This window comes from Streptomyces speibonae (genome assembly GCF_984686075.1).
This window is the reverse complement of sequence record NZ_OZ480260.1, coordinates 856,953-881,650: the sequence shown is the minus strand read 5'-3', so window position 1 is coordinate 881,650 and position 24,698 is coordinate 856,953. Positions and strand designations below refer to the sequence as shown.

At 73.3% G+C, this 24,698-nt stretch carries 23 protein-coding genes; 16 read left to right on the top strand and 7 right to left on the bottom strand.

Annotated features, from left to right (window positions below):
- The first annotated feature begins 28 nt into the window (after positions 1-28).
- Together AC5L3C_RS03660 and AC5L3C_RS03655 are read left to right on the top strand one after the other, a co-directional pair.
- Positions 29-823, top strand: a complete 795-nt coding sequence (locus AC5L3C_RS03660) for a VOC family protein (protein ID WP_493646874.1) — start codon at positions 29-31, stop codon at positions 821-823.
- A 130-nt stretch (positions 824-953) separates the two neighbouring features.
- Positions 954-1,199, top strand: coding sequence for a WhiB family transcriptional regulator (locus AC5L3C_RS03655; RefSeq protein ID WP_493646872.1), 246 nt, complete (start codon positions 954-956; stop codon positions 1,197-1,199).
- Positions 1,200-1,293: 94 nt separating this feature from the next.
- Here the strand turns inward: AC5L3C_RS03655 and AC5L3C_RS03650 are convergent, their stop codons facing one another.
- The 3 genes from AC5L3C_RS03650 to AC5L3C_RS03640 form a co-directional block, all read right to left on the bottom strand.
- Complete coding sequence (locus AC5L3C_RS03650) at positions 1,294-2,268, bottom strand: acyl-ACP desaturase (protein ID WP_493646870.1); 975 nt, start codon at positions 2,266-2,268, stop codon at positions 1,294-1,296.
- A gap of 211 nt (positions 2,269-2,479) precedes the next feature.
- Complete coding sequence (gene ddaH / locus AC5L3C_RS03645) at positions 2,480-3,256, bottom strand: dimethylargininase (protein ID WP_493646868.1); 777 nt, start codon at positions 3,254-3,256, stop codon at positions 2,480-2,482.
- 151 nt (positions 3,257-3,407) lie between these two features.
- The gene (locus AC5L3C_RS03640) at positions 3,408-5,042 is read right to left on the bottom strand and encodes an ABC-F family ATP-binding cassette domain-containing protein (protein WP_493646866.1); all 1,635 of its coding nucleotides are present in this window, start codon (positions 5,040-5,042) and stop codon (positions 3,408-3,410) included.
- A 315-nt stretch (positions 5,043-5,357) separates the two neighbouring features.
- Here AC5L3C_RS03640 and AC5L3C_RS03635 point away from each other — a divergent pair, with 315 nt between their 5' ends.
- From AC5L3C_RS03635 to AC5L3C_RS03615, 5 genes are all read left to right on the top strand, one after another.
- Complete coding sequence (locus AC5L3C_RS03635) at positions 5,358-5,993, top strand: GOLPH3/VPS74 family protein (protein WP_493646864.1); 636 nt, start codon at positions 5,358-5,360, stop codon at positions 5,991-5,993.
- Between the two features lie 580 nt (positions 5,994-6,573).
- Entirely contained in the window at positions 6,574-6,987 is a 414-nt protein-coding gene (gene ssgD / locus AC5L3C_RS03630; protein WP_493646863.1) for a spore wall synthesis regulator SsgD, read from the top strand.
- Positions 6,988-7,169: 182 nt separating this feature from the next.
- Positions 7,170-8,228: a WD40/YVTN/BNR-like repeat-containing protein gene (locus tag AC5L3C_RS03625; protein WP_493646861.1), complete on the top strand. Its 1,059-nt coding sequence runs from the start codon at positions 7,170-7,172 to the stop codon at positions 8,226-8,228.
- A gap of 72 nt (positions 8,229-8,300) precedes the next feature.
- Positions 8,301-8,624, top strand: coding sequence for a plasmid stabilization protein (locus AC5L3C_RS03620; protein ID WP_493646859.1), 324 nt, complete (start codon positions 8,301-8,303; stop codon positions 8,622-8,624).
- A 77-nt stretch (positions 8,625-8,701) separates the two neighbouring features.
- Entirely contained in the window at positions 8,702-9,436 is a 735-nt protein-coding gene (locus AC5L3C_RS03615) for an endonuclease V (RefSeq protein WP_493646857.1), read from the top strand.
- On the opposite strand, the gene AC5L3C_RS03610 is transcribed toward AC5L3C_RS03615, so the two are convergent.
- The gene (locus AC5L3C_RS03610) at positions 9,394-9,585 is read right to left on the bottom strand and encodes a hypothetical protein (protein WP_493646855.1); all 192 of its coding nucleotides are present in this window, start codon (positions 9,583-9,585) and stop codon (positions 9,394-9,396) included. The two genes, AC5L3C_RS03615 and AC5L3C_RS03610, sit on opposite strands and share 43 nt — an antisense overlap.
- 190 nt (positions 9,586-9,775) lie before the next feature.
- Here AC5L3C_RS03610 and mmpA point away from each other — a divergent pair, with 190 nt between their 5' ends.
- Positions 9,776-9,919, top strand: coding sequence for a morphogenic membrane protein MmpA (gene mmpA / locus AC5L3C_RS03605; protein ID WP_493646853.1), 144 nt, complete (start codon positions 9,776-9,778; stop codon positions 9,917-9,919).
- Between the two features lie 22 nt (positions 9,920-9,941).
- On the opposite strand, the gene AC5L3C_RS03600 is transcribed toward mmpA, so the two are convergent.
- Entirely contained in the window at positions 9,942-11,120 is a 1,179-nt protein-coding gene (locus tag AC5L3C_RS03600; RefSeq protein ID WP_493646852.1) for a saccharopine dehydrogenase family protein, read from the bottom strand.
- 90 nt (positions 11,121-11,210) lie between these two features.
- Here AC5L3C_RS03600 and AC5L3C_RS03595 point away from each other — a divergent pair, with 90 nt between their 5' ends.
- The 4 genes from AC5L3C_RS03595 to AC5L3C_RS03580 all read left to right on the top strand — a co-directional run bounded on the left by AC5L3C_RS03595 (position 11,211) and on the right by AC5L3C_RS03580 (position 16,341).
- The gene (locus AC5L3C_RS03595; protein WP_493646851.1) at positions 11,211-11,591 is read left to right on the top strand and encodes an MmcQ/YjbR family DNA-binding protein; all 381 of its coding nucleotides are present in this window, start codon (positions 11,211-11,213) and stop codon (positions 11,589-11,591) included.
- Positions 11,592-11,730: 139 nt separating this feature from the next.
- On the top strand, positions 11,731-12,897 hold the full coding sequence (locus AC5L3C_RS03590) for a CaiB/BaiF CoA transferase family protein (protein WP_493646849.1): 1,167 nt from the start codon (positions 11,731-11,733) through the stop codon (positions 12,895-12,897).
- A gap of 11 nt (positions 12,898-12,908) precedes the next feature.
- On the top strand, positions 12,909-14,123 hold the full coding sequence (locus AC5L3C_RS03585; protein ID WP_493646848.1) for an acetyl-CoA C-acetyltransferase: 1,215 nt from the start codon (positions 12,909-12,911) through the stop codon (positions 14,121-14,123).
- A gap of 40 nt (positions 14,124-14,163) precedes the next feature.
- Positions 14,164-16,341, top strand: coding sequence for a 3-hydroxyacyl-CoA dehydrogenase NAD-binding domain-containing protein (locus AC5L3C_RS03580; RefSeq protein WP_493646846.1), 2,178 nt, complete (start codon positions 14,164-14,166; stop codon positions 16,339-16,341).
- Between the two features lie 6 nt (positions 16,342-16,347).
- Here the strand turns inward: AC5L3C_RS03580 and AC5L3C_RS03575 are convergent, their stop codons facing one another.
- Complete coding sequence (locus AC5L3C_RS03575) at positions 16,348-17,064, bottom strand: MerR family transcriptional regulator (protein ID WP_493646844.1); 717 nt, start codon at positions 17,062-17,064, stop codon at positions 16,348-16,350.
- 87 nt (positions 17,065-17,151) lie between these two features.
- Here AC5L3C_RS03575 and AC5L3C_RS03570 point away from each other — a divergent pair, with 87 nt between their 5' ends.
- From AC5L3C_RS03570 to AC5L3C_RS03560, 3 genes are all read left to right on the top strand, one after another.
- Entirely contained in the window at positions 17,152-17,631 is a 480-nt protein-coding gene (locus AC5L3C_RS03570; protein WP_493646842.1) for a macro domain-containing protein, read from the top strand.
- Positions 17,632-17,699: 68 nt separating this feature from the next.
- Entirely contained in the window at positions 17,700-19,655 is a 1,956-nt protein-coding gene (locus AC5L3C_RS03565) for a Xaa-Pro dipeptidyl-peptidase (RefSeq protein WP_493646840.1), read from the top strand.
- A gap of 121 nt (positions 19,656-19,776) precedes the next feature.
- Positions 19,777-21,498: a BCCT family transporter gene (locus AC5L3C_RS03560; RefSeq protein WP_493646838.1), complete on the top strand. Its 1,722-nt coding sequence runs from the start codon at positions 19,777-19,779 to the stop codon at positions 21,496-21,498.
- Positions 21,499-22,635: 1,137 nt separating this feature from the next.
- On the opposite strand, the gene AC5L3C_RS03555 is transcribed toward AC5L3C_RS03560, so the two are convergent.
- Entirely contained in the window at positions 22,636-23,589 is a 954-nt protein-coding gene (locus tag AC5L3C_RS03555; protein WP_493653732.1) for an FAD-dependent oxidoreductase, read from the bottom strand.
- A gap of 67 nt (positions 23,590-23,656) precedes the next feature.
- Here AC5L3C_RS03555 and AC5L3C_RS03550 point away from each other — a divergent pair, with 67 nt between their 5' ends.
- Positions 23,657-24,679, top strand: a complete 1,023-nt coding sequence (locus AC5L3C_RS03550) for an oxidoreductase (RefSeq protein ID WP_493646836.1) — start codon at positions 23,657-23,659, stop codon at positions 24,677-24,679.
- Positions 24,680-24,698 lie beyond the last annotated feature (19 nt).

Here is a 24,698-nt window from a genome sequence, read left to right as displayed (position 1 = left end):
TGGAAGACTCGCACCGGAGGAGGCCCCCATGCTCACCACCCGCTTCGTCAACGGCGCCCCCAACTGGATCGACGTCGGCACCTCCGACATCGACGGCGCCGCGTCGTTCTACCGGGCCCTGTTCGGCTGGGACTACCGCGACGCCGGCCCCGACGCCGGAGGCTACGGCTTCTTCGAGCTCGCCGGCCGCATCGTCGCCGGCGGCATGCGGAGCGCACCCGGGCAGGGCCCGCCCGCATGGACCGTCTACTTCCAGAGCCCCGACGCGGACGCCACCGCGGACGCCGCCCGGCAGGCCGGCGGCGGCGTGGCGATGGCACCCGTGGACGTGATGGAACAGGGCAGGACGGCGATCCTCACCGACCCGGCGGGCGCCCACTTCGGCATCTGGGAGCCCGCGCGGCGCAAGGGCATCGAAGCGGCGGGCGAGGCGGGCTCACTGTGCTGGACCGAGCTGTACACCCCGGACATCGCCCGCAGCGCCGCCTTCTACCACTCCACCCTCGGCTGGGAGACCTCGGCGGTGACCTTCCCCGGCGGCGTCTACACCTCCGTCAACCCCGCCGGAACGGGGGACGAGGGCATGTTCGGCGGGCTGGTCCCGCTGGCCGACGACCCCGTCGAGGCGGAGAGCGGGACCCCGTACTGGCTGCCGTACATCGGAGTGGAGGACCCGGACGCCGTCGTCGCCCGGGCCGCCGAACTGGGCGGCAGGGTACGCATGCCCGCCACATCCCTCGCCGGCGTCGGCCGGCTCGCCCGACTGGAGGATCCCTACGGCGCGCGCTTCGCCGTCCTCAAGGGCGATCCGCGCCAGACCTGACCACCGGCGCGCCGCCGTGCGTACGTCGGGCCCGGGCGCCATCATCGTCCGTCACCGCGCCGACACCGCACGCCCTGGCGTTGATGCGGCGTTGATCGAACGTTTTTCCCGCTCGGGCACGCTTCCCGCCATGCACATCGACACATTCCCGTCGCCCGACCTCGCCTGGCAGGAGGAGGCGTTGTGCGCGCAGACGGGGGGAGACTTCTTCTTCCCCGAGCCGGGCAGCTCGGTCCGTGAGGCCAAGCGCATCTGCGGCCTCTGCCCGATCCGCGCCACCTGCCTCGAGTACGCCCTGACGCACGACATGCGCTTCGGAGTCTGGGGCGGCATGTCGGAGAAGGAACGCCTCGAACTGCGCCGTACGGGACGGTGACCGGAGCACCGTTCCGCTCCGCCATCCGAGTGCGCCCTCGCCGGCTTCGCCGGCGAGGGCGGGCCGTGTCGACCCCTCGGGGGAGGCCGTGGCGTCAGCCGGCGGCGCGGGCCGCCATCCGGGCCTTGCGGGCCGCCAGCTTCTCGTCGAACTTCGCGGCCTCCGCGTCCAGACCGCCCATGAACAGGCCCAGTTCCTCCTGGGCCTTGACGCCCTCCGGGCCCAGCCCGTCGATCTCCAAGACCTTGAGGAAGCGGAGCACCGGCTGGAGCACGTCGTCGTGGTGGATGCGCAGGTTGTACACCTCGCCGATGGCCATCTGCGCGGCCGCCCGCTCGAAGCCGGGGATGCCGTGGCCGGGCATCCGGAAGTTCACCACGACGTCGCGCACCGCCCGCATCGTGAGGTCAGGCGCCAGTTCGAACGCCGACTTGAGCAGGTTGCGGTAGAAGACCATGTGCAGGTTCTCGTCGGTCGCGATGCGGGCCAGCATGCGGTCGCAGACCGGATCGCCCGACTGGTGGCCGGTGTTGCGGTGCGAGATGCGGGTGGCCAGCTCCTGGAAGGCGACGTAGGCGATCGAGTGGAGCATCGAGTGCCGGTTGTCCGACTCGAAGCCCTCGCTCATGTGCGCCATGCGGAACTGCTCCAGCTTGTCCGGGTCGACGGCCCGCGAGGCGAGCAGGTAGTCCCGCATCACGATGCCGTGCCGGCCCTCCTCGGCCGTCCAGCGGTGCACCCAGGTGCCCCAGGCGCCCTCCCGGCCGAAGAGCGTGGCGATCTCGTGGTGGTAGCTGGGGAGGTTGTCCTCGGTCAGCAGGTTCACCACCAGGGCGATCCGGCCGACCTCGGTGACCTTCGACTGCTCCTTGTCCCAGGCCTCGCCGTCCTCGAAGAAGCCGGGGAAGTTGCGGGCGTCGCTGAACGGCACGTACTCGTGCGGCATCCAGTCCTTGGCGACCTTCAGATGCCGGTTGAGTTCCTTCTCGACCACTTCCTCCAGGGCGTGCAACAGCCGCGCGTCGGTCCAGACGGAAGGGCTGCCGAGGTGAGGGGAAGTGATCGACACGGGTGACTCCAGGGGGACGGTGACATGCTGAGGTCCGGCGAGCGGTGCCGGGAACCTACGGAATCGTAGGCTACGAATCCGTAGGTTACGAAACCGTAGGTTAAGGCCGCCGTAAAGACCGCTGATCAGCGGGGGTCCGTACGAGTGGACCCGATGCCGTCGCGGGCTCAGGAGCCGCAGGTCGCTGCGCCGTACGGGTGAGGCGACGCCGTCAGGCGTACAGCTCCCGCAGCCGCACCGAGAGGCACGTCACACACCCTTCGAGCTTCTCGAACTCGCCGATGTCCACCAGGACCGGCTCGTAGCCGAGGTCCGCGTAGAGGTCCGCGGTCTTCGGCGCGCTCGCCGCCATCAGCAGCTTGTCCCCGCCGAGCAGCACCACGTGCGACCCGGACTCCTCCGGTACCGGCAGGAAGCGCGGGAACAGCGAGGGCGCGTCCATGGCCGGGATGTGCCCGACGACCGTCCCGTCCGGCAGCGCCGTCACCGCCGACTTCAGATGCAGCACCTTCGCGACCGGCACCGCCACGACCCGCGCGCCCAGCGGCTCGAACGCGGCCCGCACCTGCTGCACCCCGGCGGCGTTGGTGCGCCCGCCCCGGCCGACGTACACCGTGTCGCCGACCTTCAGCACATCGCCGCCGTCCAGGGTGCCCGGCTCCCACACCCAGTTCACCGAGCAGCCCAGGGACGCCACGGCCTCCTCGACCCCGAAGGTCTCCTCCCGCCGGGACTCCGCGCCGGACCGCGCGATCAGCGCCACGTTGCGGAACATGACCACCGTGTCCTCCACGAAGACCGAGTCCGGGCAGTCGTCGGCCGGCTCCACCTCGATGGTCTCCCACCCGTGGGCGCGCAGCGCCTCCGTGTACGCCTCCCACTGCTCCACGGCCCGGTCGAGGTCGACGTCCTGGCGTTCGACGTGCGTCACCAGACCTTCGGCCAGGCGGGGGGAGGGGCGGCGGACGAGGGCCTTCTTGCTGGGCACGGGTGCGCCTTTCGAACGGGACGGGCATGGCTCCGCCGAGCCGGGGAGGCCGTGCGGCGGCCGGCCTCCCACGGGCGTCGGCGCAGCCATCATGCAGGGCGAATCCGGACAGGACCACCCCTGACGGCGGAGTTGTACCACCGGTAACGCCTCAGTGCGCCGGGCGGGACGCCCCCACGGCCCCGGCCGTGGTCTCCTTCAGCTCTCCCTCCTCCATCAGCAGCCACCGCGTGATGCCGATCGACTCCAGGAACGGCAGATCGTGACTGGCCACGATCAGCGCCCCCTCGTACGACTCCAGCGCGGTGGTGAGCTGGCGGACGCTCGCCATGTCGAGGTTGTTGGTCGGCTCGTCCAGCATCAGCAGCTGCGGCGCGGGCTCCGCCAGCATCAGCGCGGCCAGCGCCGCCCGGAAACGTTCCCCGCCGGAGAGCGTCAGCGCCTTCTGGTCGGCGCGGGCGCCCCGGAACAGGAACCGGGCGAGCCGGGCCCGGACCCGGTTGTTGGTGGCGCCCGGGGCGAACCGCGCCACGTTCTCGGCGACGGTCAGCTCCGGGTCGAGGACGTCGAGGCGCTGCGGCAGGAACCGCAGGGGCACATGCGCCCGCGCCTCGCCGGAGACCGGGTCCAGTTCCCCGGCGATCGTGCGCAGCAGCGTCGTCTTGCCCGCGCCGTTGCGCCCGATCAGCGCCACCCGCTCCGGCCCGCGCAGATCGAGACCGCCGCGCACCCGCGCGCCGTACGCGAGGTCCAGGTCCATGAGAGTGAGGACGCCCCGGCCCGGCGGTACGGCCGTGTACGGCAGGTCGACGCGGATCTCGTCGTCGTCCCGTACGGCCTCCACCGCGTCGTCGAGCCGCTCCTTGGCCTCGGACAGCTTCTCCTCGTGCATGATGCGGTGCTTGCCCGCGGACACCTGCGCCGCGCGCTTGCGCGCCCCCATGACGATCTTCGGCTCGCGCTTCTGCTCGAACATCTTCTGGCCGTACCGCCGGCGGCGGGCCAGCTTGACCTGGGCGTCGACCAGTTCGCGCTTCTGCTTGCGCAGGTCCGCCTCGGCGACGCGCACCATCCGCTCGGCGGCCTCCTGCTCGACGGCCAGGGCCTCCTCGTACGCCGAGAAGTTGCCGCCGTACCAGGTAACGTCACCGGAGCGCAGATCCGCGATCTGGTCGACGAGATCCAGCAGCTCACGGTCGTGGCTGACCACGATCATGACGCCGGGCCAGTTCTCCACGGCCGCGTACAGCCGTCTGCGGGCGTACAGGTCGAGGTTGTTGGTGGGCTCGTCGAGCAGCAGGACGTCCGGACGCCGCAGCAGCAGCGCCGCCAGCCGCAGCAGCACCGACTCGCCGCCGGACACCTCGCCCGCGGTGCGGTCGAGACCGATGTGCCCGAGGCCGAGTTCGCCCAGCGTGGCCAGGGCGCGTTCCTCCACGTCCCAGTCGTCGCCGACGGTCTCGAAGTGCTCCTCGGCCACGTCGCCCGCCTCGATGGCGTGCAGCGCGGCCCGCCGGGCGGCGATCCCGAGGGCCTCGTCGACCCGCAGCGCGGTGTCGAGGGTCACGTTCTGCGGCAGCCGGCCCACCTCGCCGCTGACGCGGACGGCGCCGTCGGCCGGGGTGAGCTCACCGGCGATCAGCTTCAGCAGGGTGGACTTGCCCGAGCCGTTGACCCCGACGAGTCCGGTGCGGCCGGGGCCGAAGGCGACGTCGAGACCCTCGAAGACGGGGGTGCCGTCGGGCCAGGTGAAGGCGAGCGACGTACAGGTGATGGATGGTGACATGCGGGCCTCCGCGGTTGCTCGGGGCGATCAGGGGCAAACGCGTATCGAGACACCGCGGGACGACGACCGGCAGCCGGGAAGGAATCCGTGGGCATGAGAAGAGCCCTGTTCCGGAGGGAGCACAAGGACGGCTCGAACGCCGAGGTCGCACGCGGCGTGCACACCTGAGGGGTGTGACGCGGTGTCTCAGAACCTCAGACGAGCAACGTCCTTCTCCAATCGACGGCAACAGAAGCGTTGTACACCGTAGGAGCGGCCGGGAAGGGCTGTCAACGCCTTTTCACGACCGCGACGCCAACCGTTCGAGGAGGCCCCGTGCCCCACGGCCCGCTCTCCCTGCCGGCCCGTCTCTGCCTGCTGGCCTGGGACACCGATCCGGCCCGGCTGTCCGCCCTGGTGCGGGCCGGTGCCCTCGCCGAGCTGGCCCGGCGCGGCCTGCTGACCGACGACGACGGCATCGCCACGCCGGTCGACCTGGACTCCAGGACCGGGGATCCGGTGCTCGACGGTCTCCTCGAACTGGTCACCGAGTCGCTCCCGCACCGCTGGCGCGTCTGGGTGACGCTGCACGCGCGGCACACCCTGGACGCGGTCCGGGAGCAGCTGGTGGCCGAGGGCGTCCTGCGGGCCGAGAAGCACCGGGTGCTCGGCGTGTTCCCGTCCGTGGAGCACGTCCTGGCCGACACCGCCCGCGCGGACGCCCTGCGCCGGGAGGCGCACCGGCTCCTGGACGGATCCGCCCGCACCGACGACGTCCCCGAGCCGACCGCCACGGCCCTCGCCCTCGCGGCGGCCGCGGGCCTGCCGAAGCCCCTGCCGCGGGGGCATCACGCCGAGGCCCTCACCCACCGCGCGGGGACGTCCACCCCCGGACTCGAGCCCATCCTCCGCGAACTCCGCGCAGGCCTGACGGACAAAACCCCACTGCCTTCCCCCGCCCGGACCCGCTGACCCTCACCGGGCGAAGCGGCCACGAGACGGCTCGGTGCTCTGCCAGTCGCCGCAGGCCCGCTGAACACCCCGTACAGCCCTCAACGCGCCCCGCGCGGGAGCGCGGGCCCACTGGCCCGAAGCCGCTGACTTCCCGCCGGAAGCGGCCACGCGCACGCCGACCCCGTGTGCGGCGCATTCCCGGCGTGGAATCGACGGGGGCGTACGGGGGCGGACGCGCGCGTGACGGCCGGCCTGACCCGTGGCCGCTCCCGGCGGGAGGGGCAGCGGTTCCGGGGCCGGTGAAGCCGGTTGTCCCTCGTCCAGGCCGCGCGCTTGCGCCCCCCGCGCGGTGGGTGAGGCGCGCGGGCGCCTCGCGTGGCATCGCCCTGGCGCCTGCGCCGACGGCTGCCGCGATGCGCGTGTGTCCCACCGTCCCCCTCACGGCGCCGCGGGGAGAGCCTTGTCACTCCGGTGCATGAAGGCGGTGACAGAGGTCACTCGTTTTTCGTGTGCACGGATTGGCTGATTCCGTCGTCTCTTCCAGTAGCCGACCCGTACCGCCCGGAAGCCCGCCCAGCCGTCACGAGGGAGCAAGGCGTTGTCCACCGTCATTGAGCAGCCCGTAGAGGCCCGTCTGGTCGCCGCCGCGCCACGGATGCCGAACATCCCCGCCACCCTGCACTACGACGGCGACGACCCCTTCGCCGTCCGCATGACCTTCCCCGCGCCCGCCACCCTGGAGGGCGTCGAGGTCTGCTGGACCTTCGCCCGTGAGCTGCTCGCCGCGGGGCTTCAGGGTCCTGAGGGGCACGGCGACGTACGCGTGCGCCCGTACGGCTACGACCGCACCGTGCTGGAGTTCCACGCCCCCGAGGGGACCGCCGTCGTGCACGTCCGCTCGGGCGAGGTGCGCCGGTTCCTGGACGCCACGAGCGAACTGGTGCCGACCGGTCTCGAACACCTCCGGCTCGACCTGGACCACGACCTCGCGGAGCTGATGCGCGACGCCTGACGCCCGGACCAACGGGCTGTGGACATCCGGACGTTGGGTGTTTCCACGAGACGCCCGGTGGGGCGGCGGGAGGCCCTCTGGACGGCACCACGGCGTGGGGACTAGCTTCGCCCGCCATGAGGCGCTCGGGGAGTACGCGACGGACGGGACCGGCGGGACGGACGGGGCGTACGCGCCTCCGGGTGACCGCGGCGGCGGTGTGCACGGCGGCCGTGGCCGCGCTCACGGCCGTACCGGCACAGGCGCACGGACCGGAACGGCACACGGCACCGCACTGGTCGCTCAAGGACACGGGCACCCCGGAGGTCAGGTTCCGCGGGCTGGCCGCCGTGAGCCGGAGCACCGCGTGGGTGGCCGGCACCGCGGGCACCGTCCTGCGCACCACCGACGGCGGCCGGAACTGGCGGAACGTCTCCCCGCCCGACGCGGGGGACGTGCGGTTCCGCGACATCGAGGCGTTCGACGCGCGGCGCGCCGTGGTGCTCGCCATCGGCGAGGGCGAGGCCTCCCGCGTGTACCGCACCGACGACGGCGGAGTCACATGGACGGAGTCCTTCCGCAACACCGACCCCCGTGCCTTCTACGACTGCCTCACCTTCTTCGACCACCGCCACGGCCTGGCGATGAGCGACCCGGTGGACGGGAGGTTCCGCATCCTGGCGACCGGCGACGGCGGCCGGTCCTGGAAGGTGCTCCCGGACACCGGCATGCCGCCCGCCCTTGAGGGCGAGGCCGGGTTCGCGGCGAGCGGCCAGTGCCTGGTGTCCTCCGGACCGAGGGACGTCTGGCTGGCCACCGGAGGAGCGGCACGCGCGCGCGTGCTGCACTCCGCCGACCGGGGCCGCACCTGGACGGTCACCGACAGCCCGATCCCGGGCGGCGACCCGGCGCGCGGCGTCTTCGCCCTCGCCTTCCGCGACCGCGCCCACGGCCTCGCCGTCGGCGGCGACTTCCGCCCCGACCAGGCCTCACCCGACGCCGCCGCCCGCACCGCCGACGGCGGCCGCGTCTGGCGCCCGGCCCACGCCTCGCCCCCGGCCTACCGCTCCGGCGTCGCCTGGCTCCCGCACCGCCGCACCGCCGCCCTCGCGGTCGGCCCCACCGGCACCGACCTGACGACCGACGCCGGCCGCACCTGGCGGACCGTCGACACCGGCTCGTACGACACGGTCGACTGCACGCCCGACCGCGGCTGCTGGGCCGCGGGGGAGCAGGGGCGGGTCGCCCGTCTGGAGCACTGAGCGCGGACGGCGTGCCCTGATCGCCGCCGGGCCGGGTACCCGTGCGCCGTACGCGAGAGGAAGTGAGCGGACATGCCACGCGGTTCCAGTCCCAAACGGGAGCGTCAGTACGAGCACATCAAGGAGAGCGCCGAGGACCGGGGCGAGAGCGCCGGGCGCGCCAAGGAGATCGCCGCCCGCACCGTCAACAAGGAGCGCGCCCGGTCCGGCGAGTCCAAAACAGCCAGCCGCACCTCCACCCAGGACATGTCGTCCGGCAGGCGGGGCGGTCAGCGGTCCGGCAAGGGTCCCCAGGGACCGACCCGCGACCAGTTGTACGAGGAGGCCAGGAAGAAGGGCGTGGAAGGCCGTTCGAGCATGAACAAGAGTCAGCTCCAGCGGGCGCTCGGCAAGTGAGCCGCCTCCGCGCGGAGGGGACGGACCGGGAGGCGCCCTCCGCGCGGAGCACACCCGCCCCGTAGGCTCGGGGCACCATGACGACCGTACGCACACCGCCCGGCTGGCCCGCGACCGAGGAAGAGGCCCGAGCCGTCCAGGACCGGCTGCGGGAGCGGGTGGTGCTCGACGAGGCCGGCCCGCCACCCGGCACCGGCCACGCGACCGGCGTCGACGTGGCGTACGACGACGAGCGGGACCTCGTCGCCGCCGCAGCGGTCGTCCTGGACGCGGCCACCCTGGACGTCGTCGCCGAGTCCACGGCCGTCGGCCGCGTCTCCTTCCCGTACGTCCCCGGCCTGCTCGCCTTCCGCGAGATCCCGGCCGTGCTGGCGGCCCTGGACGCCCTGCCGTGCCCGCCCGGCCTCGTGGTCTGTGACGGCTACGGCCGCGCCCACCCCCGCCGCTTCGGCCTGGCCGCCCACCTCGGCGTCCTCACCGGCCTGCCCACGATCGGCGTCGCCAAGAACCCCTTCACCTTCACGTACGAGGAACCGGACACCCCGCGCGGCAGCACGGCCCCGCTGCTCGCCGGCCACGAGGAGGTCGGCCGCGCCCTGCGCACCAGGGACGCCGTCAAGCCGGTCTTCGTCTCGGTCGGCCACCGTGTGAGCCTGGACAACGCCTGCGCCCACACTCTCGCGCTGGCCCCCGCCTACCGTCTTCCGGAGACCACCCGCAGAGCCGACGCGCTGTGCCGCCGGGCGCTCGCGGGGGCCGCCGCCCCCGTTCAGGAGGCGTCCTCGACCCTCCACCGCCCCACTTCGCGGTAGTCCGAGTCGTAGACCGCCGCCCCGTCCCCGGGCTCCATCGCGTAGTGCCGCAGGTTCCCGCCCCAGTACCGCAGGATCCGTCCCAGCTCGCCCGCCGGGTCCTTCGTCAGGGCGTCGCCGTCCATGGCCACTTCGAGGTGAAATCGCATGCCTTCAAGTGTGTCATTGAACTGCCCAGTGAAGCTTGGAAGCCTGCCGGGCCGGTGCTGAGAGGGATCCGGGTGCCGAAGTCTCAAAGGGGTGGTGCCCCAGCGCGGCGTACGGCACCGCCGGAGTGAGTACCGCTCCTGAGTACCCGTACGGATGCCGGCGCCCGCCCCTCCCGGCAGCCTTGGCCGCATGACGACACACCGCGCACCCAAGTCCGTCGCCGGCGGCCGGCCCGTCGAGCGGGCCGTCACCGTGGGGCTCGCCCTGGCCGCGATCGCCGGGCTGGGCTGGATCGTCGGGATGATCTACACGCTGGTCCGGTGGCCGCTGTAGCATGCCTCCCGCCGGACGCCGTTCAGCGTGTCGCCGCCACGCGGAAGCGGATGCCCGCCGCGCGGAGGCGGTCGGTCAGGGCGTCGCCCATCGCCACCGCCGTCGTGACCTGGCCCGCCGTCGGGGGAAGGTCGTCCAGGGCCAGACACAGGGCCCCCTCGGCCAGCATCTTCGCGGTCTCGTCGTAGCCGGGGTCGCCTCCCGCGACCTCCGTGAACACCCGCCGTCCGCCACCCTCCCCGACGAAGCGGACGGTGAACCAGCTCCGGGCGCGCTTCTGCGGATCCGGCCCTTCGCCGGGCCTGAGCCGGTCGGAGAGCCGGCGCCGCAGCGCCGGGAACTGGGCCGCCGTGACCAGCGCGCCGACCGCCGCGACCCCGCCCACGGCGACCGGGAGGCGGGGCACGGCCGCGTAGTGCCGGTAGCGGAAGTCGGGGCCGTAGCGGTCGAGCGACCTCGCCGAGCGGCGCACGATCTGCCCGTCGATCGTCGGCAGGGGCAGCGCCCAGGCGCCCACCTCCGGCGCGTAGCGCGGGGCGCCCAGGGGCGCCGAGGCCCGGCGGTCCATCAGCCGCGGTTCGTGGCGTCCGCGGTCGCGGGCCGCCGCGCGGATCCGGCGGTGCCGGGCGAACTGGTTCAGCGCCGAGGCGAGGGTCCCGCCCGAGAAGGCCGCGTCCACGGTGACGTAACCGTCCACGGTCAGCGGCACCCCCTCCGGCAGCTGCCGCACGGTGAAGTACGCCCCGAGGTCGTGCGGCACCGAGTCGAAGCCGCAGGCGTGCACCAGCCGCGCCCCGGTCTCCCGCGCGCGTGCGTCATGGCGGACGTACACGAGATCCACGAACTCCGGTTCACCCGTGAGATCGGCGTAGTCCGTCCCGGCGTCCGCGCAGGCGGCGACGAGTTCCTCGCCGTACTCGACATAGGGGCCCACGGTCGTGGCGACCACGCGGGCCTGATCGGCGAGGGCGCGCAGGGAGCCCGGGTCGGCGACGTCCGCCCGCAGCAGCCCCACGTCCGCGCCGCCGGGCAGCCGCTCCCGCAGCCGCTGGAGCCGCTCCGTGCCGCGGCCCGCGATCGCCCAGCGCAGCCCGGCCGGGGCATGGGCGGCGAGGTACTCCGCGGTCAGCGTTCCGACGAACCCGGTCGCTCCGAAGAGCACGATGTCGTAGGGACGATCCGTCCTGTTCAGCCTGCTCATGACACCCCTTGGTCGTGCGGCCGCGCCGCTGTCGGGGGCCGAGGCTAGCGTGAGGGGAGCGGAGCGCGACGACGAGCCCGGAGGAAAGCGATGGCCGTGCCCCCGAACGCCCTGAAGAAGTGGGAAAAAACGCGCGACCACGCCCTCGGGCTGCCGGAAGCCGTCGAGGAGCACCCCTGGGGCGAGACCGTCGCCAAGGTCAACAAGAAGGTGTTCGTCTTCCTCGGTACCGACGACGGCAGCTACCCCCTGAGGGTGACGGTGAAGCTCACGGACGAGACGGCGCACGCCCACGCGCTGTCCTGCCCCGGCGCCGAGCCCGCCGGGTACGGACTGGGCAGGTCCGGCTGGGTGAGCATCCCCCTGGAGCCCCAGGGCGCCCCGGCGGCGGGACTGCTGTGCGACTGGGTGGAGGAGAGCTACCGGACCATCGCCCCCAAGCGGCTGGCGGCCGAGCTCGACGCACGCTGAGAGGGCCGCGTGACCGGGCGGGGACGGAGCCCGGACCGTACAGTGGCCAAGCGCTTGCTCGCCCGGTCTTGTGCCGGGTGGAACGTGTTCTTAACATCGCTGGTGTTACAGCATGTGTGTCACAGCCGTTGGGGGCTCGATGACGGAGGCGAAGGCGCCGGGACAGGGTCCGCTCACCGGCGTGCGCGTGGTCGAACTGGCCGGCATCGGGCCGGGCCCGTTCGCCGCGATGCTCCTGGCCGACCTGGGCGCCGACGTCGTGCGCGTGGACCGCCCGGGCGGGCCCGGCCTGGGCATCGACCCCGCCCTGGACGTCACCAACCGCAACAAGCGGTCCGTCATCGTCGACCTGAAGCACACCGACGGCCCCGCCCGCGTCCTGGACCTCGTCGAACGCGCCGACGTCCTCATCGAGGGCTACCGGCCCGGCGTGGCCGAACGCCTCGGCGTCGGCCCCGGGGACTGCCACGCCCGCAACCCCCGCCTGGTCTACGGCCGGATGACCGGCTGGGGCCAGCACGGCCCGCTCGCCGACCGCGCGGGACACGACATCGCCTACATCGCCCTCACCGGCACCCTCGGCCTGATCGGCGGCCCCGACGAGCCCCCGGCCGTCCCCGCCAACCTGCTCGGCGACTACGCGGGCGGCTCCCTCTACCTCGTCGTCGGAGTCCTCGCCGCCCTGCACCACGCGCGCGCGACCGGCACCGGCCAGGTCGTCGACGCCGCGATCGTGGACGGGACCGCCCACCTGTCCACGATGATCCACGGCATGCTCGCCGCGGGAGCCTGGCAGGACCGGCGCGGCGCCAACCTCCTCGACGGGGGATGCCCCTACTACGGCACCTACGAGACCGCCGACGGCGGGCACATGGCGGTCGGCGCGCTGGAGCCGCGGTTCTACGCCGAGTTCCTGCGCCTGCTCGGCATCGAGGACCAGGAGGCGGCCCACGCCGACGTCTCCCGCTGGCCCGCCCTGCGCGAACGGGTCGCCGCCCGCTTCCGGGAACGCACCCGCGAGGCGTGGACGGCCGTCTTCGAGGGTACCGACGCCTGTGTGGCGCCCGTGCTCTCCCTCCGCGAGGCCCCGCACCACCCGCATCTCGCCGCCCGCGGCACCTTCACCGACCACGACGGCATCACCCAGCCCGCGCCCGCCCCGCGGTTCTCCGCGACGCCCGCCACCGTCCGCACCGGCCCCGCCCGGCCGGGCGCGCACACCGACGACGTGGCCCGCGACTGGGACCTGCCCCGGCCGGCGACACCGGCTCCCGCCCGCACTTCACCGCCCTCCCACCCTCAGTGAAAGGCCTCCTCGTGAGCACCGAAGCGTACGTGTACGACGCGATCCGCACCCCGCGCGGGCGCGGCAAGGCGACCGGCGCCCTGCACGGGACCAAGCCCATCGACCTGGTCGTCGGCCTCATCCACGAGATCCGGGACCGCTTCCCGGACCTGGACCCGGCTGCCGTGGACGACATCGTGCTCGGCGTCGTCGGCCCGGTCGGCGACCAGGGCTCCGACATCGCCCGCATCGCCGCGATCGCCGCCGGACTGCCCGACACGGTTGCGGGCGTCCAGGAGAACCGGTTCTGCGCCTCGGGTCTCGAGGCCGTCAACCTGGCCGCCGCCAAGGTGCGCTCCGGCTGGGAGGACCTCGTCCTCGCGGGCGGCGTGGAGTCCATGTCCCGCGTCCCCATGGCCTCCGACGGCGGCGCCTGGTTCAACGACCCGATGACCAACCTCGCCGTCAACTTCGTTCCGCAGGGCATCGGCGCCGACCTCATCGCCACCATCGAGGGCTTCTCCCGGCGCGACGTCGACGAGTACGCGGCCCTCTCCCAGGAGCGCGCGGCCACCGCCTGGAAGGAGAACCGCTTCGAGCGGTCCGTCGTCCCGGTCAGGGACCGCAGCGGCCTGGTCGTCCTCGACCACGACGAGCACATGCGACCCGGCACGACCGCCGACTCGCTGGGCAGGCTGAAGCCGTCCTTCGCGGACATCGGCGACCTCGGCGGTTTCGACGCCGTCGCCCTGCAGAAGTACCACTGGGTGGAGAAGATCGACCACGTCCACCACGCGGGGAACTCCTCCGGCATCGTGGACGGCGCCGCCCTCGTCGCCATCGGCTCCAGGGAGGCCGGCGAACGCAACGGACTCACCCCGCGCGCCCGGATCGTCTCCGCCGCCGTCTCCGGCTCCGAGCCCACCATCATGCTCACCGGCCCCGCCCCGGCCACCCACAAGGCGCTCGCCAAGGCCGGACTGACCATCGACGACATCGACCTGGTCGAGATCAACGAGGCGTTCGCGGCCGTCGTCCTGCGCTTCGTGAAGGACATGGGCCTGTCGCTGGACAAGGTCAACGTCAACGGTGGCGCCATCGCGCTGGGCCACCCCCTCGGCGCCACCGGCGCCATGATCCTCGGCACCCTCGTCGACGAACTCGAGCGCCAGGACAAGCGCTACGGGCTCGCCACCCTGTGCGTGGGCGGCGGCATGGGCATCGCCACCGTCGTCGAACGCCTCTGACCTCCCGGCGTCCCGCCACCTCACTCACGGAGACCTCCTCATGACCGAGAGCACCACCATCCGCTGGGAGCAGGACCGCACCGGCGTCATCACCCTCGTGATCGACGACCCCCACCAGTCCGCGAACACCATGAACCGGGCGTTCCGCGACTCCCTCGCCGTGATCACCGACCGCCTGGAGGCCGAGCAGGACTCCATCCGCGGGGTCGTCATCACCTCCGCCAAGAAGACCTTCTTCGCCGGCGGCGACCTGCGCGACCTGATCCGGGTCACGCCCGAGACCGCCCAGGAACTGTTCGACGGCGGCCTGGCGCTCAAGCGGCAGCTGCGCCGCATCGAGACCCTCGGCAAGCCGGTCGTCGCCGCCCTCAACGGCGCCGCCCTCGGGGGCGGTTACGAACTCGCCCTGGCCTGCCACCACCGCATCGCCCTGGACGCACCCGGCTCCAGGATCGGCTGCCCCGAGGTCACCCTCGGCCTGCTCCCCGGCGGCGGCGGTGTCGTGCGCACCGTGCGGCTGCTCGGCATCACCGACGCGCTGCTGAAGGTGCTGCTCCAGGGCACCCAGTACTCCCCGCGCCGCGCCCTGGAGAACGGCCTGGTCGACGAGGTCGCCGACACACCCGAAGACATGATCGCCAAGGCCCGCGCCTTCATCGACGCCCACCCCGAGTCGCAGCAGCCCTGGGACCGGCCCGGCTACCGCATCCCGGGCGGCACCCCGTCGAACCCGAAGTTCGCCGCCAACCTGCCCGCCTTCCCCGCCAACCTGCGCAAGCAGACCGGCGGCGCCCCCTACCCGGCCCCGCGCAACATCATGGCCGCCGCCGTCGAGGGCGCCCAGGTCGACTTCGAGGCCGCCCAGGTGATCGAGGCCCGCTACTTCGTCGAACTGGCCGCAGGACAGACCGCCAAGAACATGATCCAGGCGTTCTTCTTCGACCTCCAGGCCGTCAACTCCGGCGCCAACCGCCCCCAGGGCATCGCACCGCGCACGGTCCGCAAGGTCGCCGTCCTCGGCGCCGGGATGATGGGCGCCGGCATCGCCTACTCGTGCGCCCGCGCGGGGATCGACGTCGTCCTGAAGGACGTCTCCCTCGAAGCCGCGCTCAAGGGCAAGGGCTACTCCGAGAAGCTGTGCGCCAAGGCCGTCGGCAGGGGACGTACCACCCAGGACAAGGCCGACGCGCTGCTCGCGCGGATCACGCCCACGGCGGAGGCGGCCGACCTCGCCGGCTGCGACGCGGTCATCGAGGCCGTCTTCGAGGACACCTCCCTCAAGCACAAGGTGTTCCAGGAGATCCAGGACGTCGTCGCCCCCGACGCGCTGCTGTGCTCCAACACCTCCACCCTGCCCATCACCGCCCTGGCCGAGGGCGTCGAGCGGCAGGACGACTTCATCGGGCTGCACTTCTTCTCTCCCGTCGACAAGATGCCGCTGGTCGAGATCATCAAGGGCGAGCGCACCGGCGAGGAGGCACTGGCCCGCGCCTTCGACCTGGTCCGGCAGATCAACAAGACCCCGATCGTGGTCAACGACTCGCGCGGCTTCTTCACCTCCCGCGTCATCGGGCACTTCATCAACGAGGGCGTCGCCATGGTCGGCGAGGGCGTCGAGCCCGCCTCCGTGGAGCAGGCCGCCGCCCAGGCGGGCTACCCGGCCAAGGTGCTCTCCCTGATGGACGAGCTCACGCTCACCCTGCCGCGGAAGATCCGGGACGAGTCGAAGCGGGCCGTGCAGGAGGCGGGCGGCACCTGGACCCCGCACCCGGCCGAGGCGGTCATCGACCGCATGGTCGACGAGTTCGGACGCACCGGCCGCAGCGGCGGCGCCGGCTTCTACGAGTACGCCGAGGACGGCGGCCGCGGCGCCCTGTGGCCGGGACTGCGCGAGCACTTCACCGTGCCGGGCCACCGGATCCCCTTCCGCGACATGCAGGAACGCATGCTGTTCGCCGAGGCGCTGGACACCGTCCGGCTGCTCGAGGAGGGCGTGCTGACATCCGTCGCCGACGCCAACATCGGCTCGATCCTCGGCATCGGCTTCCCCGGCTGGACCGGCGGCGTCCTGCAGTACATCAACGGCTACGAGGGAGGGCTGCCCGGGTTCGTCGCCCGCGCGCGGGAGCTCGCCGAGCGCTACGGGGAGCGTTTCACCCCGCCCGCCCTGCTGGTGGCGAAGGCGGAGAAGGGGGAGGTCTTCAGGGACGCGCGCTGACGGCGTTCAACGCCCCTCGCCCTCCTCGTCGAGCCACTCCCGCAGCTCCTCCCGCAGCGACCGCTGAAAGGCCGTGAGCAGCGCCTGCACCACGAGCGGATGCATCCGGGCGGACAGGGACCGCACATCCCGCGCGTCCTTGTCCGCCACCGCGTCGCGCAGCAGCCGCGACAGCTCACGGGCCGCCGCGCGGGAGTGCTCGATGAGCGCGGTACGGGCGGCGAGGACCGTCTCGTGCGACAGCGGTACGTCCAGCAGTTCGACGCCGAGCCGCAACAGCCCGGCGTCGACCCGGAAGACCTCGCCGTCCGGCGTCTCCCCGGTCCGCTCGACGACGTCCATCGCCGCCAGCCGCTTCAGGTCCTCCTCGCCCAGCGCACGCCCCGCGCGGCGCTCCAGCTCCCCGCGCGACACCGTCTCCGTCGCGCCGGGCGCCCAGGACGCCACCACGGCCCGCTGGACCGCCAGGTCACGCACGCTCAGGTCCGACGGCAGCTGCCCCAGATAGCGTTCGATGGCCGCGAGCGTCATGCCCCGGCTCTGCAGTTCCTCGATGAGTTCCAGCCGGGCCAGATGTTCCCGGCCGTAGCGGCCGACCCGCCGCGGACCGATCACCGGCGGCGGCAGCAGCCCCTTGGTGCCGTAGAAGCGCACCGTGCGCACGGTGACCCCCGCCCGGGCCGCCAGCTCGTCGATCGTCAGGGCCTCGGTCTCGGTCGTCATGTGCAGCAGTATCGCTGTCCCACCACCACTGTGACACCCGCACTGTCACCCCGCCGCATTGTCAGTGGCGGTCCGTAGGGTGGCGCCATGTCGGGGATCACTTACATCCGGGGCGACGCCACCGCACCGTCCGTGAAGGGCGCCAAGGTGATCGCCCACGTCTGCAACGACATCGGGGGCTGGGGGAAGGGCTTCGTCCTCGCCGTGTCGCGCCGCTGGCCCGAGCCCGAGGCGGCCTACCGCGCCTGGCACCGCGACCGCGCCCGCAACGACTTCGCGCTGGGCGCGGTGCGGCTCGTCCAGGTGGAGCGGCACGTCTGGGTGGCCAACATGATCGGCCAGCGGGGCATCAGGACCGGCGGCAAGGGCGTGCCCGTGCGCTACGAGGCGATCGACGCGGCCCTCGACCGCCTCGCCGGCCACGCGAGCGCGCTGCGCGCCTCGGTCCACATGCCCCGCATCGGGTGCGGTCTCGCCGGCGGCACGTGGTCCCGCGTCGAGCCGCTCGTCGACGAGCGGCTGGCCCGGCGGGGGATACCGGTGACGGTGTACGACCACGGGGACTGAGCGGCGAGACCTCACGAGGCGTCAGATGCGCTCTTTTGCACGCGAGTTCACGGATGTACCGTCCGCGCATGCCGATACGCACGCGCCCCACGATCTGGAGAACGCTCGCGACGGCGGCCACCGCCGCCCTGACGGCCACCCTGCTCACCCCGGCCGCGGCGGAGGCCACGCCGCGTGAGAGCCGGCCCGTCCACTCCTACGACGACGCCATCCGCGAGGCCGTCTGGGTGGACACAGGCCTCGACGAGGACCGCGACGGACGGACCGACCGGGTCGCCGTCGACATCGTCCGGCCCCGCGAACCGGCTCAGCAGGGCCGGAAGGTCCCCGTCATCATGGACGCCAGCCCGTACTACTCCTGCTGCGGGCGCGGCAACGAGAGCCAGCGCAAGACGTACGACGCGAACGGCGACGTCGTGCGCATGCCGCTGTTCTACGACAACTACTTCGTGCCGCGCGGCTACGCCGTCGTCGGCGTGGACCTGGCCGGAACCAGCCGGTCCGACGGCTGCGTGGACGTCGGGGGCCGCTCCGACATCCAGTCCGCGAAGGCCGTCGTCGACTGGCTCAACGGCCGCGGCACGGCGTACACCAGCCGCACCGGCACCGAGCGCGCCCGGGCCGGCTGGACCAACGGCCGCACCGGCATGATCGGCAAGAGCTGGGACGGCACCATCGCCAACGGCGTCGCCGCCACCGGCGTCGAGGGCCTGGAGACCATCGTCCCGATCGCCGCCATCTCCACCTGGTACGACTACTACTTCAGCCAGGGCGCCCCGCTCTACGACTCCGGCCCCGACTGGCTCTCCCAGTACGTCGAGACACCCGAGGCCCGCGCCCAGTGCGCCGAGGTCCAGCGCGCACTTGTCGAGGGCGCCCCGCGCAGCGGCGACCGCACCCCGCTGTGGACCGCCCGCGACTACGTGCGCGCGGCCGAGCAGGTCGAGGCCAGCGTCTTCCTGGTGCACGGCATGCAGGACCTCAACGTGCGTATGCAGCACGTCGGCCCCTGGTGGGACGCCCTCGGGAAGGCCGGCGTGCGGCGCAAGATCTGGCTCTCCCAGACCGGCCACGTCGACCCCTTCGACTTCCGCCGCGCCGAGTGGGTCCGCACCCTGCACCGCTGGTTCGACCACGAACTCCTCGGCTACGACAACGGCATCGACCGCGAACCCATGGCCGACATCGAGCGCAGGCCCGACCAGTGGGTCACCTCGCCCGCCTGGCCTCCGCGCGGCACGCACACCACCACCCTGCGCCCCCGCGCGGGTGACGAACCCGGCGTCGGCACCCTGGGGCTGCGCCGCGGCACGGGCAGCGAGTCCTTCACCGACGACCCCCGCCTCGGCGAGGCCGACTGGGCCGCCCAGGTCGACACATCGACTTCAGCCAAGGCGGGCTTCGTCACCGGCCCGCTCACCCGCGACCTGCGCCTGTCCGGTGCCTCCGAGGTCACCGTCACCGCCACACCCAGCACCCCCACGGCCCATCTGTCCGCCGTCCTCGTGGACCTCGGCCCCGACACCATCCGCGACTACACCGGCGACGGCGAGGGCATCGCCACCCTGCCCGAACGCACCTGCTGGGGCGCGAGCACCGAGGGCGACAGCTCCTGCTTCCTCGAGACCCGCGCGAGCACCGTCGACGTCGAGCACACCGTCGTCAGCCGCGGCTGGGCGGATCTCGGACACCACGCGGGCGACGGCACGGGCGAGCCCCTGGTCCCCGGCAAGCGGTACACGATCACGCTCGACCTGGCCGCCACCGACCACGTGGTGCCCGAGGGACACCGTCTGGCGCTGATCGTCGCCGGCACGGACCGTGGCCTGATCGACCCGCCTGCCGACACCCCGGCCCTCCGCGTCGACCTGGCACGCACGTTCGCCCGGGTGCCGTTCGTCGGCGGCACGGCCGCGTTCGCCCGCGCCACGGCGGGTGCGCAGGCCACCGCCGCCCCGGACGCCGTCCTGCACGGCGTGGGCCGGCCCGACGCCACCCACCGTGTCCCCGGGGCGGACCGGTGAAACATCCCGGGCCGGCGAGACCGCGTCGTTGTGCTGAAGAGGTGAGTTTTGCGCCGAAGGTGGTAATGGCCTATCGGGAGAAACGTTCTCCGCCCCACGGCTCTGACGAAGGGTGCCGCCTGTGACGCAGGACGAACATACCGACAAGGACCACGTGGCGGGCCCGCTGCCCGGCTCCGAAGCGGGCCTGCCCGGACGGGACAAGCCGCGGACCGACCGGGTGGTGTTCGGCGTCACCGCCGTGCTCACCCTCGCGTTCGTGCTCTGGGGCGCCATCTGGACGGATTCGCTCGAGGACGCCTCCTCCAGCATGCTCGGCGGGCTGATGCACAACGGCGGCTGGGGATTCATGCTGGCCGCCTCGGGCTTCGTGGTCTTCGCGCTCTGGCTCGCGGCCAGCCGCTACGGCCGGATCCACCTCGGTGCGGAGGGCGAGGAGCCGGAGTTCCGGACGGTGTCGTGGATCGCCATGATGTTCAGCGCCGGTATGGGCATCGGCCTGATGTTCTGGGGCGTGAGCGAACCGCTCGCCCACTACACGAACTCCCCGCCCGGCACCAGCCCGGCCGACTCCGGCGACCGCATGGAAACGGCCATGGCCACCACCCTCTTCCACTGGACGCTCCACCCGTGGGCGATCTACGCGGTGGTGGGCCTCGCCATCGCCTACAGCACCTTCCGGCGCCGCCGCCGGCAGACCATCAGCGCGGTGTTCACCCCGCTCATCGGCGAGAAGAACGCGAGCGGCATCGGCGGCCGGGTCATCGACATCCTCGCCATCATCGCGACGGTCTTCGGCTCCGCGGCCTCGCTCGGCCTCGGGGCGCTGCAGATCGGGTCCGGGGTCGAGAAGCTCGACTGGCTGGACACGGTCAGCACCGGCCTGCTGGTCGCCATCATCGCCGTCCTGACCGTGGCGTTCGTGGCCTCCGCCGTCTCCGGTGTGGAGAAGGGCATCCAGTGGCTGTCCAACACCAACATGGTGCTGGCGCTGCTGCTCGCCGTGTTCGTGTTCGTCGCGGGCCCGACCATCCTCATCCTGGACCTGTTGCCCACCTCGGTCTTCGCCTACCTCGGCGACCTGCCCGAACTGGCCGGCCGCACCGAGATCAGCGGTGGTGAGGGCGTCGCCGACTGGCTGGGCAGTTGGACGGTCTTCTACTGGGCGTGGTGGATCTCCTGGACGCCGTTCGTCGGCATGTTCATCGCACGCATCAGCCGGGGCCGGACCATCCGTCAGTTCATCGGCGGGGTCATCCTCGTGCCGAGCGTGGTCAGCCTGGTCTGGTTCGCGATCTTCGGCGGCTCGGCGATGCGGCTGGAGGAGCAGAACCGGCTCGGGGACGAGACGACGCCCGAGGGGCGGCTCTTCGCCGTGCTCCAGGACTATCCCATCGCCACCGTCACCAGCCTGCTGGTGATGATCCTCGTCGGCATCTTCTTCGTCTCGGGCGCCGACGCGGCCTCCGTCGTGATGGGCACCCTCTCGCAGAAGGGAGCGCTCGAACCGGGGCGTCTGGTCGTGGTGTTCTGGGGTGTGGTCACCGGTGCGGTGGCGGCGATCATGCTGCTCGTCGGCAGCGGCGAGGGCGACGCGCTGACCGGCCTGCAGAACCTGACGATCCTCGCGGCGGCCCCGTTCATCATCGTGATGATCTTCATGTGCGTGGCCCTCATGCGCGACCTGCGCCGCGATCCGCTCATCGTGCGGCACCGCATGGGCTCCGAGGCGGTGGGCCTCGCCGTCATCGAGGGCCACACCAAGTACGACGGCGAGTTCGAACTCCGCGTCGGCCCCGGCCGGGGCCCGGACGTGGAGGGCGACCCCATCGGCAAACACTGACCCCCACCGCGGGCGCGGGGGCGCGTGTCGACGCGGCATGCGCGGTCGCGCCGCACCCCGGGCACACCCGGGCCGACGCGGGCAGAGGAGCCCGACCGGTGCCGAACACGCCCCGCCGGCCGGTCCGGCTCGTCTGTCCGCTTCGCCGCCGGGCACCGGCGTCGGAACCCCGCCCGCTTGGGGGCCGCGCGCCCACGGCACGGGTGCCGGCGGCGGACACGGCTCACCCGGGCGGGTCGGCCGCGATGGTCAGCCGCCCGGGGGCACGTGGCGGTTGCGCGCGGGTGGCGTCGCGGCCCACTGCGGGGGCTGGCCCGTGAGGTCCGCGGCAACGTCGTACGTGTGGGCGGACGTTCCCGCCGCGCGAGCGTGCTCGTCCACAACGCGCCCTGCCGGCGCGGGGCAGGGGAGCCCGACCGGCTGCCCGCCGCCCGCGCGGGGACCCACGCCCACGTGACAGCGCGGCCGCCGAAGCCGCGATCGCGCTCGGCCGGCAGCGCACCCGGGCCGACGCGAGGCGGGGTGCCCCGGGCGCTGCCCGGCTCCGCACCGGCACCCATCCTGCCCCGCTGCGGCCGTCGCACAGCGCGGGGACCCACGCCCACGTGACAGCGCGGTCGCCGAAGCCGCGATCGCGCTCGGCCGGCAGCGCACCCGGGCCGACGCGAGGCGGGGTGCCCCGGGCGCTGCCCGGCTCCGCACCGGCACCCATCCTGCCCCGCCGCGGCCGTCGCACATCGAGCGCAGGGCCCCGCTCCGCGCGGGGACCCGCGTCGAGCCGGCAAGCGCGGCGCCCCCGGGCCGCTCCTCCGTGGCACGCCCGGGGCGGCGCGGCGCAGGGGAGCCCTGAGGGGCCGACCGCACCCGTGGGCGGCCCGGCTCCTAGGTCGGCTTCGCGCCCCTGCCGGGGTGTACCGGCGGCAGGGGCCTTGTTCGCGCGAGGCCCGGGGCAACGGCGCGTGTGCCGTGGGCGGATGCCGCCCTTGCCAGGGCGGGCCGGTCGCGACGGGGCAGTCGGCCGGGCGTGCATGCCGGGTGCGCGCGGTCGGCGACGCGGCGGTCGCAGCGGCCGTCGGGTCGTGGCCCTGCCCGGCGGTGCGCACGCTCGGCCGCGCCCATGGTGCCCACCTGGTCGGCTCAGCGCAGGGCCAGAGTTGCCGTGGCCTCCGCGCAGCCCCAGGCGACCGTGACTCCCGCGCCGCCGTGGCCGTAGTTGTGGACGAGGGCGGTGCCGTCGGGGAGGGGGACGCGTTCCAGGCGGACCGTGTCGCGGGCCGGGCGCAGGCCCACGCGGTGGTCCAGGACGCGGGCGCCGGCGATCTCCGGGCGCAGGGCCGTGCACCGTCGTACGATCGCGTCGGCCTCCGCCGGGTCCGGGTCCGTGGACCAGACGCCCTCCTCCGCCGTACCGCCGAGGACCAGCCACCCCGGCTGCGGGAAGACGTACGCCAGCGAGCCGTCGGCGCCCGTGGAGACCGTCCACGTTCGGATCCCCGGGTTCTCCACGATCACCAACTGCCCCCGCACCGGCCGCACCGACGGATCCGGCACCAGCTCCCGCGCGCTCAGCCCCGTGCAGTTGACCACGACCGGCGCTCCGGTGCCGGACAGATCCGTCGCCGTACGCGCCTCGACCACACCCCCCGCCGCCAGGAACCGGTCCCGCAGCCACGGGAGATGAGTCGACATGTCGATGAGCGGAAGCCGGGCCCGCACCCCCGTCCCTGCGGGATACTCCGCGGCCGTCGCCGGGCGCAGCCCCGGCAGCCTCGCAGCGGCCCACGCGGCGACCTCGTCCAGGGACGTCTCGCCCAGTACCCCTTCGACCATCCGTACGCCGGTGGTGCCGGGCCGCTGCGCCAGCTCCTCGTACACGTCCAGCGAGCGCAGCGCCCACGCCCGGGCCGACGCCATCGGCTCGACGTGGTACGGCCACCACAGCGCGCCCGCGACCGCCGAGGTGGTCCCCTCCACCGGGTCCCGCGCCCACAGCCGGACCCGCGCGCCGCGCTCGGCCAGGACCACCGCCGTGGACAGCCCCACGACGCCGCCGCCGATCACCAGTACGTCGCAGCCCAGTTCGCTCTCCATCGCGTGGACCTTAGCGGAATATGTCATGCCGTGCTCGGGTCCGTCCCCCGGAGGGAATACTCACGGCATGTCTGCCGCGTACGCGACCTTCGGCCTGGCACCGGCGACCAGGGCCGGTGGACTCCTCGCCAACGGTGACCACCAGGCCCACCGGGACTTCGTCGACTTCGTCGTCGACGGATGCCCGCTGCTGTTCCGCCTCTCCGACCTGGACGCCGTCTCCCCGCTCGCCTCCGACGTCCCGCCCTCGATCTTCACCGCCCAGGTCCGCAGCCTGCTCCTGGAGACCGAGGCGCCGCTGCCCGCCGGCCGGTACATCGTCTACGGCTGCCCCGAGTGCGAGGATCTCGCCTGCGGCGCGGTCACCGCGGTCATCGAACGCGACGGCGAGGACGTCGTCTGGCGGGACTTCGCCTGGCAGACCGACGACCACGCCGACCTGGAGTTCAACGGCTACCACGGCATAGGCCCGTTCCGCTTCCGCGGCACCGAGTACCGCGCCGCGCTCGCCGCCCTGCTCGACGGCGGCGCCCCCGGCTCCCGCCGCCGGGTTCTGCTGATCGGCGCCCGGGTCGCCCTGCTCGCCCGGCTCGCCGCCGCCCTGCGCACGATCGGCATCGGCGCCGACATCGCCCAGGACGCCGACGGTGTCCCCGCCGACGAACTGCGCGCCTACGGCGCCGTCGTCTTCGGCCGGTCCGTCGGCGCCGCGGACCGCGACGCCGTCCGCCGCGCCTTCACCACCGCCGGGGCCGACGTGCCCTGCGTCGACGGCCTCGCCCCGATCGTCCCGCTGCTGGTCGCCCAGACCGAACAGGCCCTCGACAACAGCCCGCCGCAGCGGCGCCGCCTGACAGAACTCACCGCCGCCGACGGAGCCGTGGAGGTCGAGGTCACCTCGTCCTGCCGGGTCCGGCTCACCGCGTACCGGGTCGACCGCCTCGCCCGCGCCCACACCCGGGACCTCTTCGACGGCGTGCTGGAACCCGGCCGCCACCGCGTCCCCCTGGACACCAAGTCGGCACGGGGCGACGCCTGCGTCGTGGCCCGCACCGGCGGCACGGTCCTGGTGACGGCCGTACGGCACTGAGCGCTCGGGCGCCCGAGCG

Excerpts from the sequence above, each read along its gene's own strand:
- AC5L3C_RS03600 (WP_493646852.1), bottom strand. The coding sequence starts at position 11,120 with ATGAGCAGGCTGAACAGGACGGATCGTCCCTACGACATCGTGCTCTTC.
- AC5L3C_RS03655 (WP_493646872.1), top strand. The coding sequence starts at position 954 with ATGCACATCGACACATTCCCGTCGCCCGACCTCGCCTGGCAGGAGGAG.
- AC5L3C_RS03550 (WP_493646836.1), top strand. The coding sequence starts at position 23,657 with ATGTCTGCCGCGTACGCGACCTTCGGCCTGGCACCGGCGACCAGGGCC.
- AC5L3C_RS03570 (WP_493646842.1), top strand. The coding sequence starts at position 17,152 with ATGTCGGGGATCACTTACATCCGGGGCGACGCCACCGCACCGTCCGTG.
- AC5L3C_RS03620 (WP_493646859.1), top strand. The coding sequence starts at position 8,301 with ATGCCACGCGGTTCCAGTCCCAAACGGGAGCGTCAGTACGAGCACATC.
- AC5L3C_RS03610 (WP_493646855.1), bottom strand. The coding sequence starts at position 9,585 with ATGCGATTTCACCTCGAAGTGGCCATGGACGGCGACGCCCTGACGAAG.
- AC5L3C_RS03615 (WP_493646857.1), top strand. The coding sequence starts at position 8,702 with ATGACGACCGTACGCACACCGCCCGGCTGGCCCGCGACCGAGGAAGAG.
- AC5L3C_RS03590 (WP_493646849.1), top strand. The coding sequence starts at position 11,731 with ATGACGGAGGCGAAGGCGCCGGGACAGGGTCCGCTCACCGGCGTGCGC.
- AC5L3C_RS03640 (WP_493646866.1), bottom strand. The coding sequence starts at position 5,042 with ATGTCACCATCCATCACCTGTACGTCGCTCGCCTTCACCTGGCCCGAC.
- mmpA (WP_493646853.1), top strand. The coding sequence starts at position 9,776 with ATGACGACACACCGCGCACCCAAGTCCGTCGCCGGCGGCCGGCCCGTC.
- AC5L3C_RS03660 (WP_493646874.1), top strand. The coding sequence starts at position 29 with ATGCTCACCACCCGCTTCGTCAACGGCGCCCCCAACTGGATCGACGTC.
- AC5L3C_RS03580 (WP_493646846.1), top strand. The coding sequence starts at position 14,164 with ATGACCGAGAGCACCACCATCCGCTGGGAGCAGGACCGCACCGGCGTC.
- AC5L3C_RS03575 (WP_493646844.1), bottom strand. The coding sequence starts at position 17,064 with ATGACGACCGAGACCGAGGCCCTGACGATCGACGAGCTGGCGGCCCGG.
- AC5L3C_RS03595 (WP_493646851.1), top strand. The coding sequence starts at position 11,211 with ATGGCCGTGCCCCCGAACGCCCTGAAGAAGTGGGAAAAAACGCGCGAC.
- AC5L3C_RS03565 (WP_493646840.1), top strand. The coding sequence starts at position 17,700 with ATGCCGATACGCACGCGCCCCACGATCTGGAGAACGCTCGCGACGGCG.
- AC5L3C_RS03555 (WP_493653732.1), bottom strand. The coding sequence starts at position 23,589 with ATGGAGAGCGAACTGGGCTGCGACGTACTGGTGATCGGCGGCGGCGTC.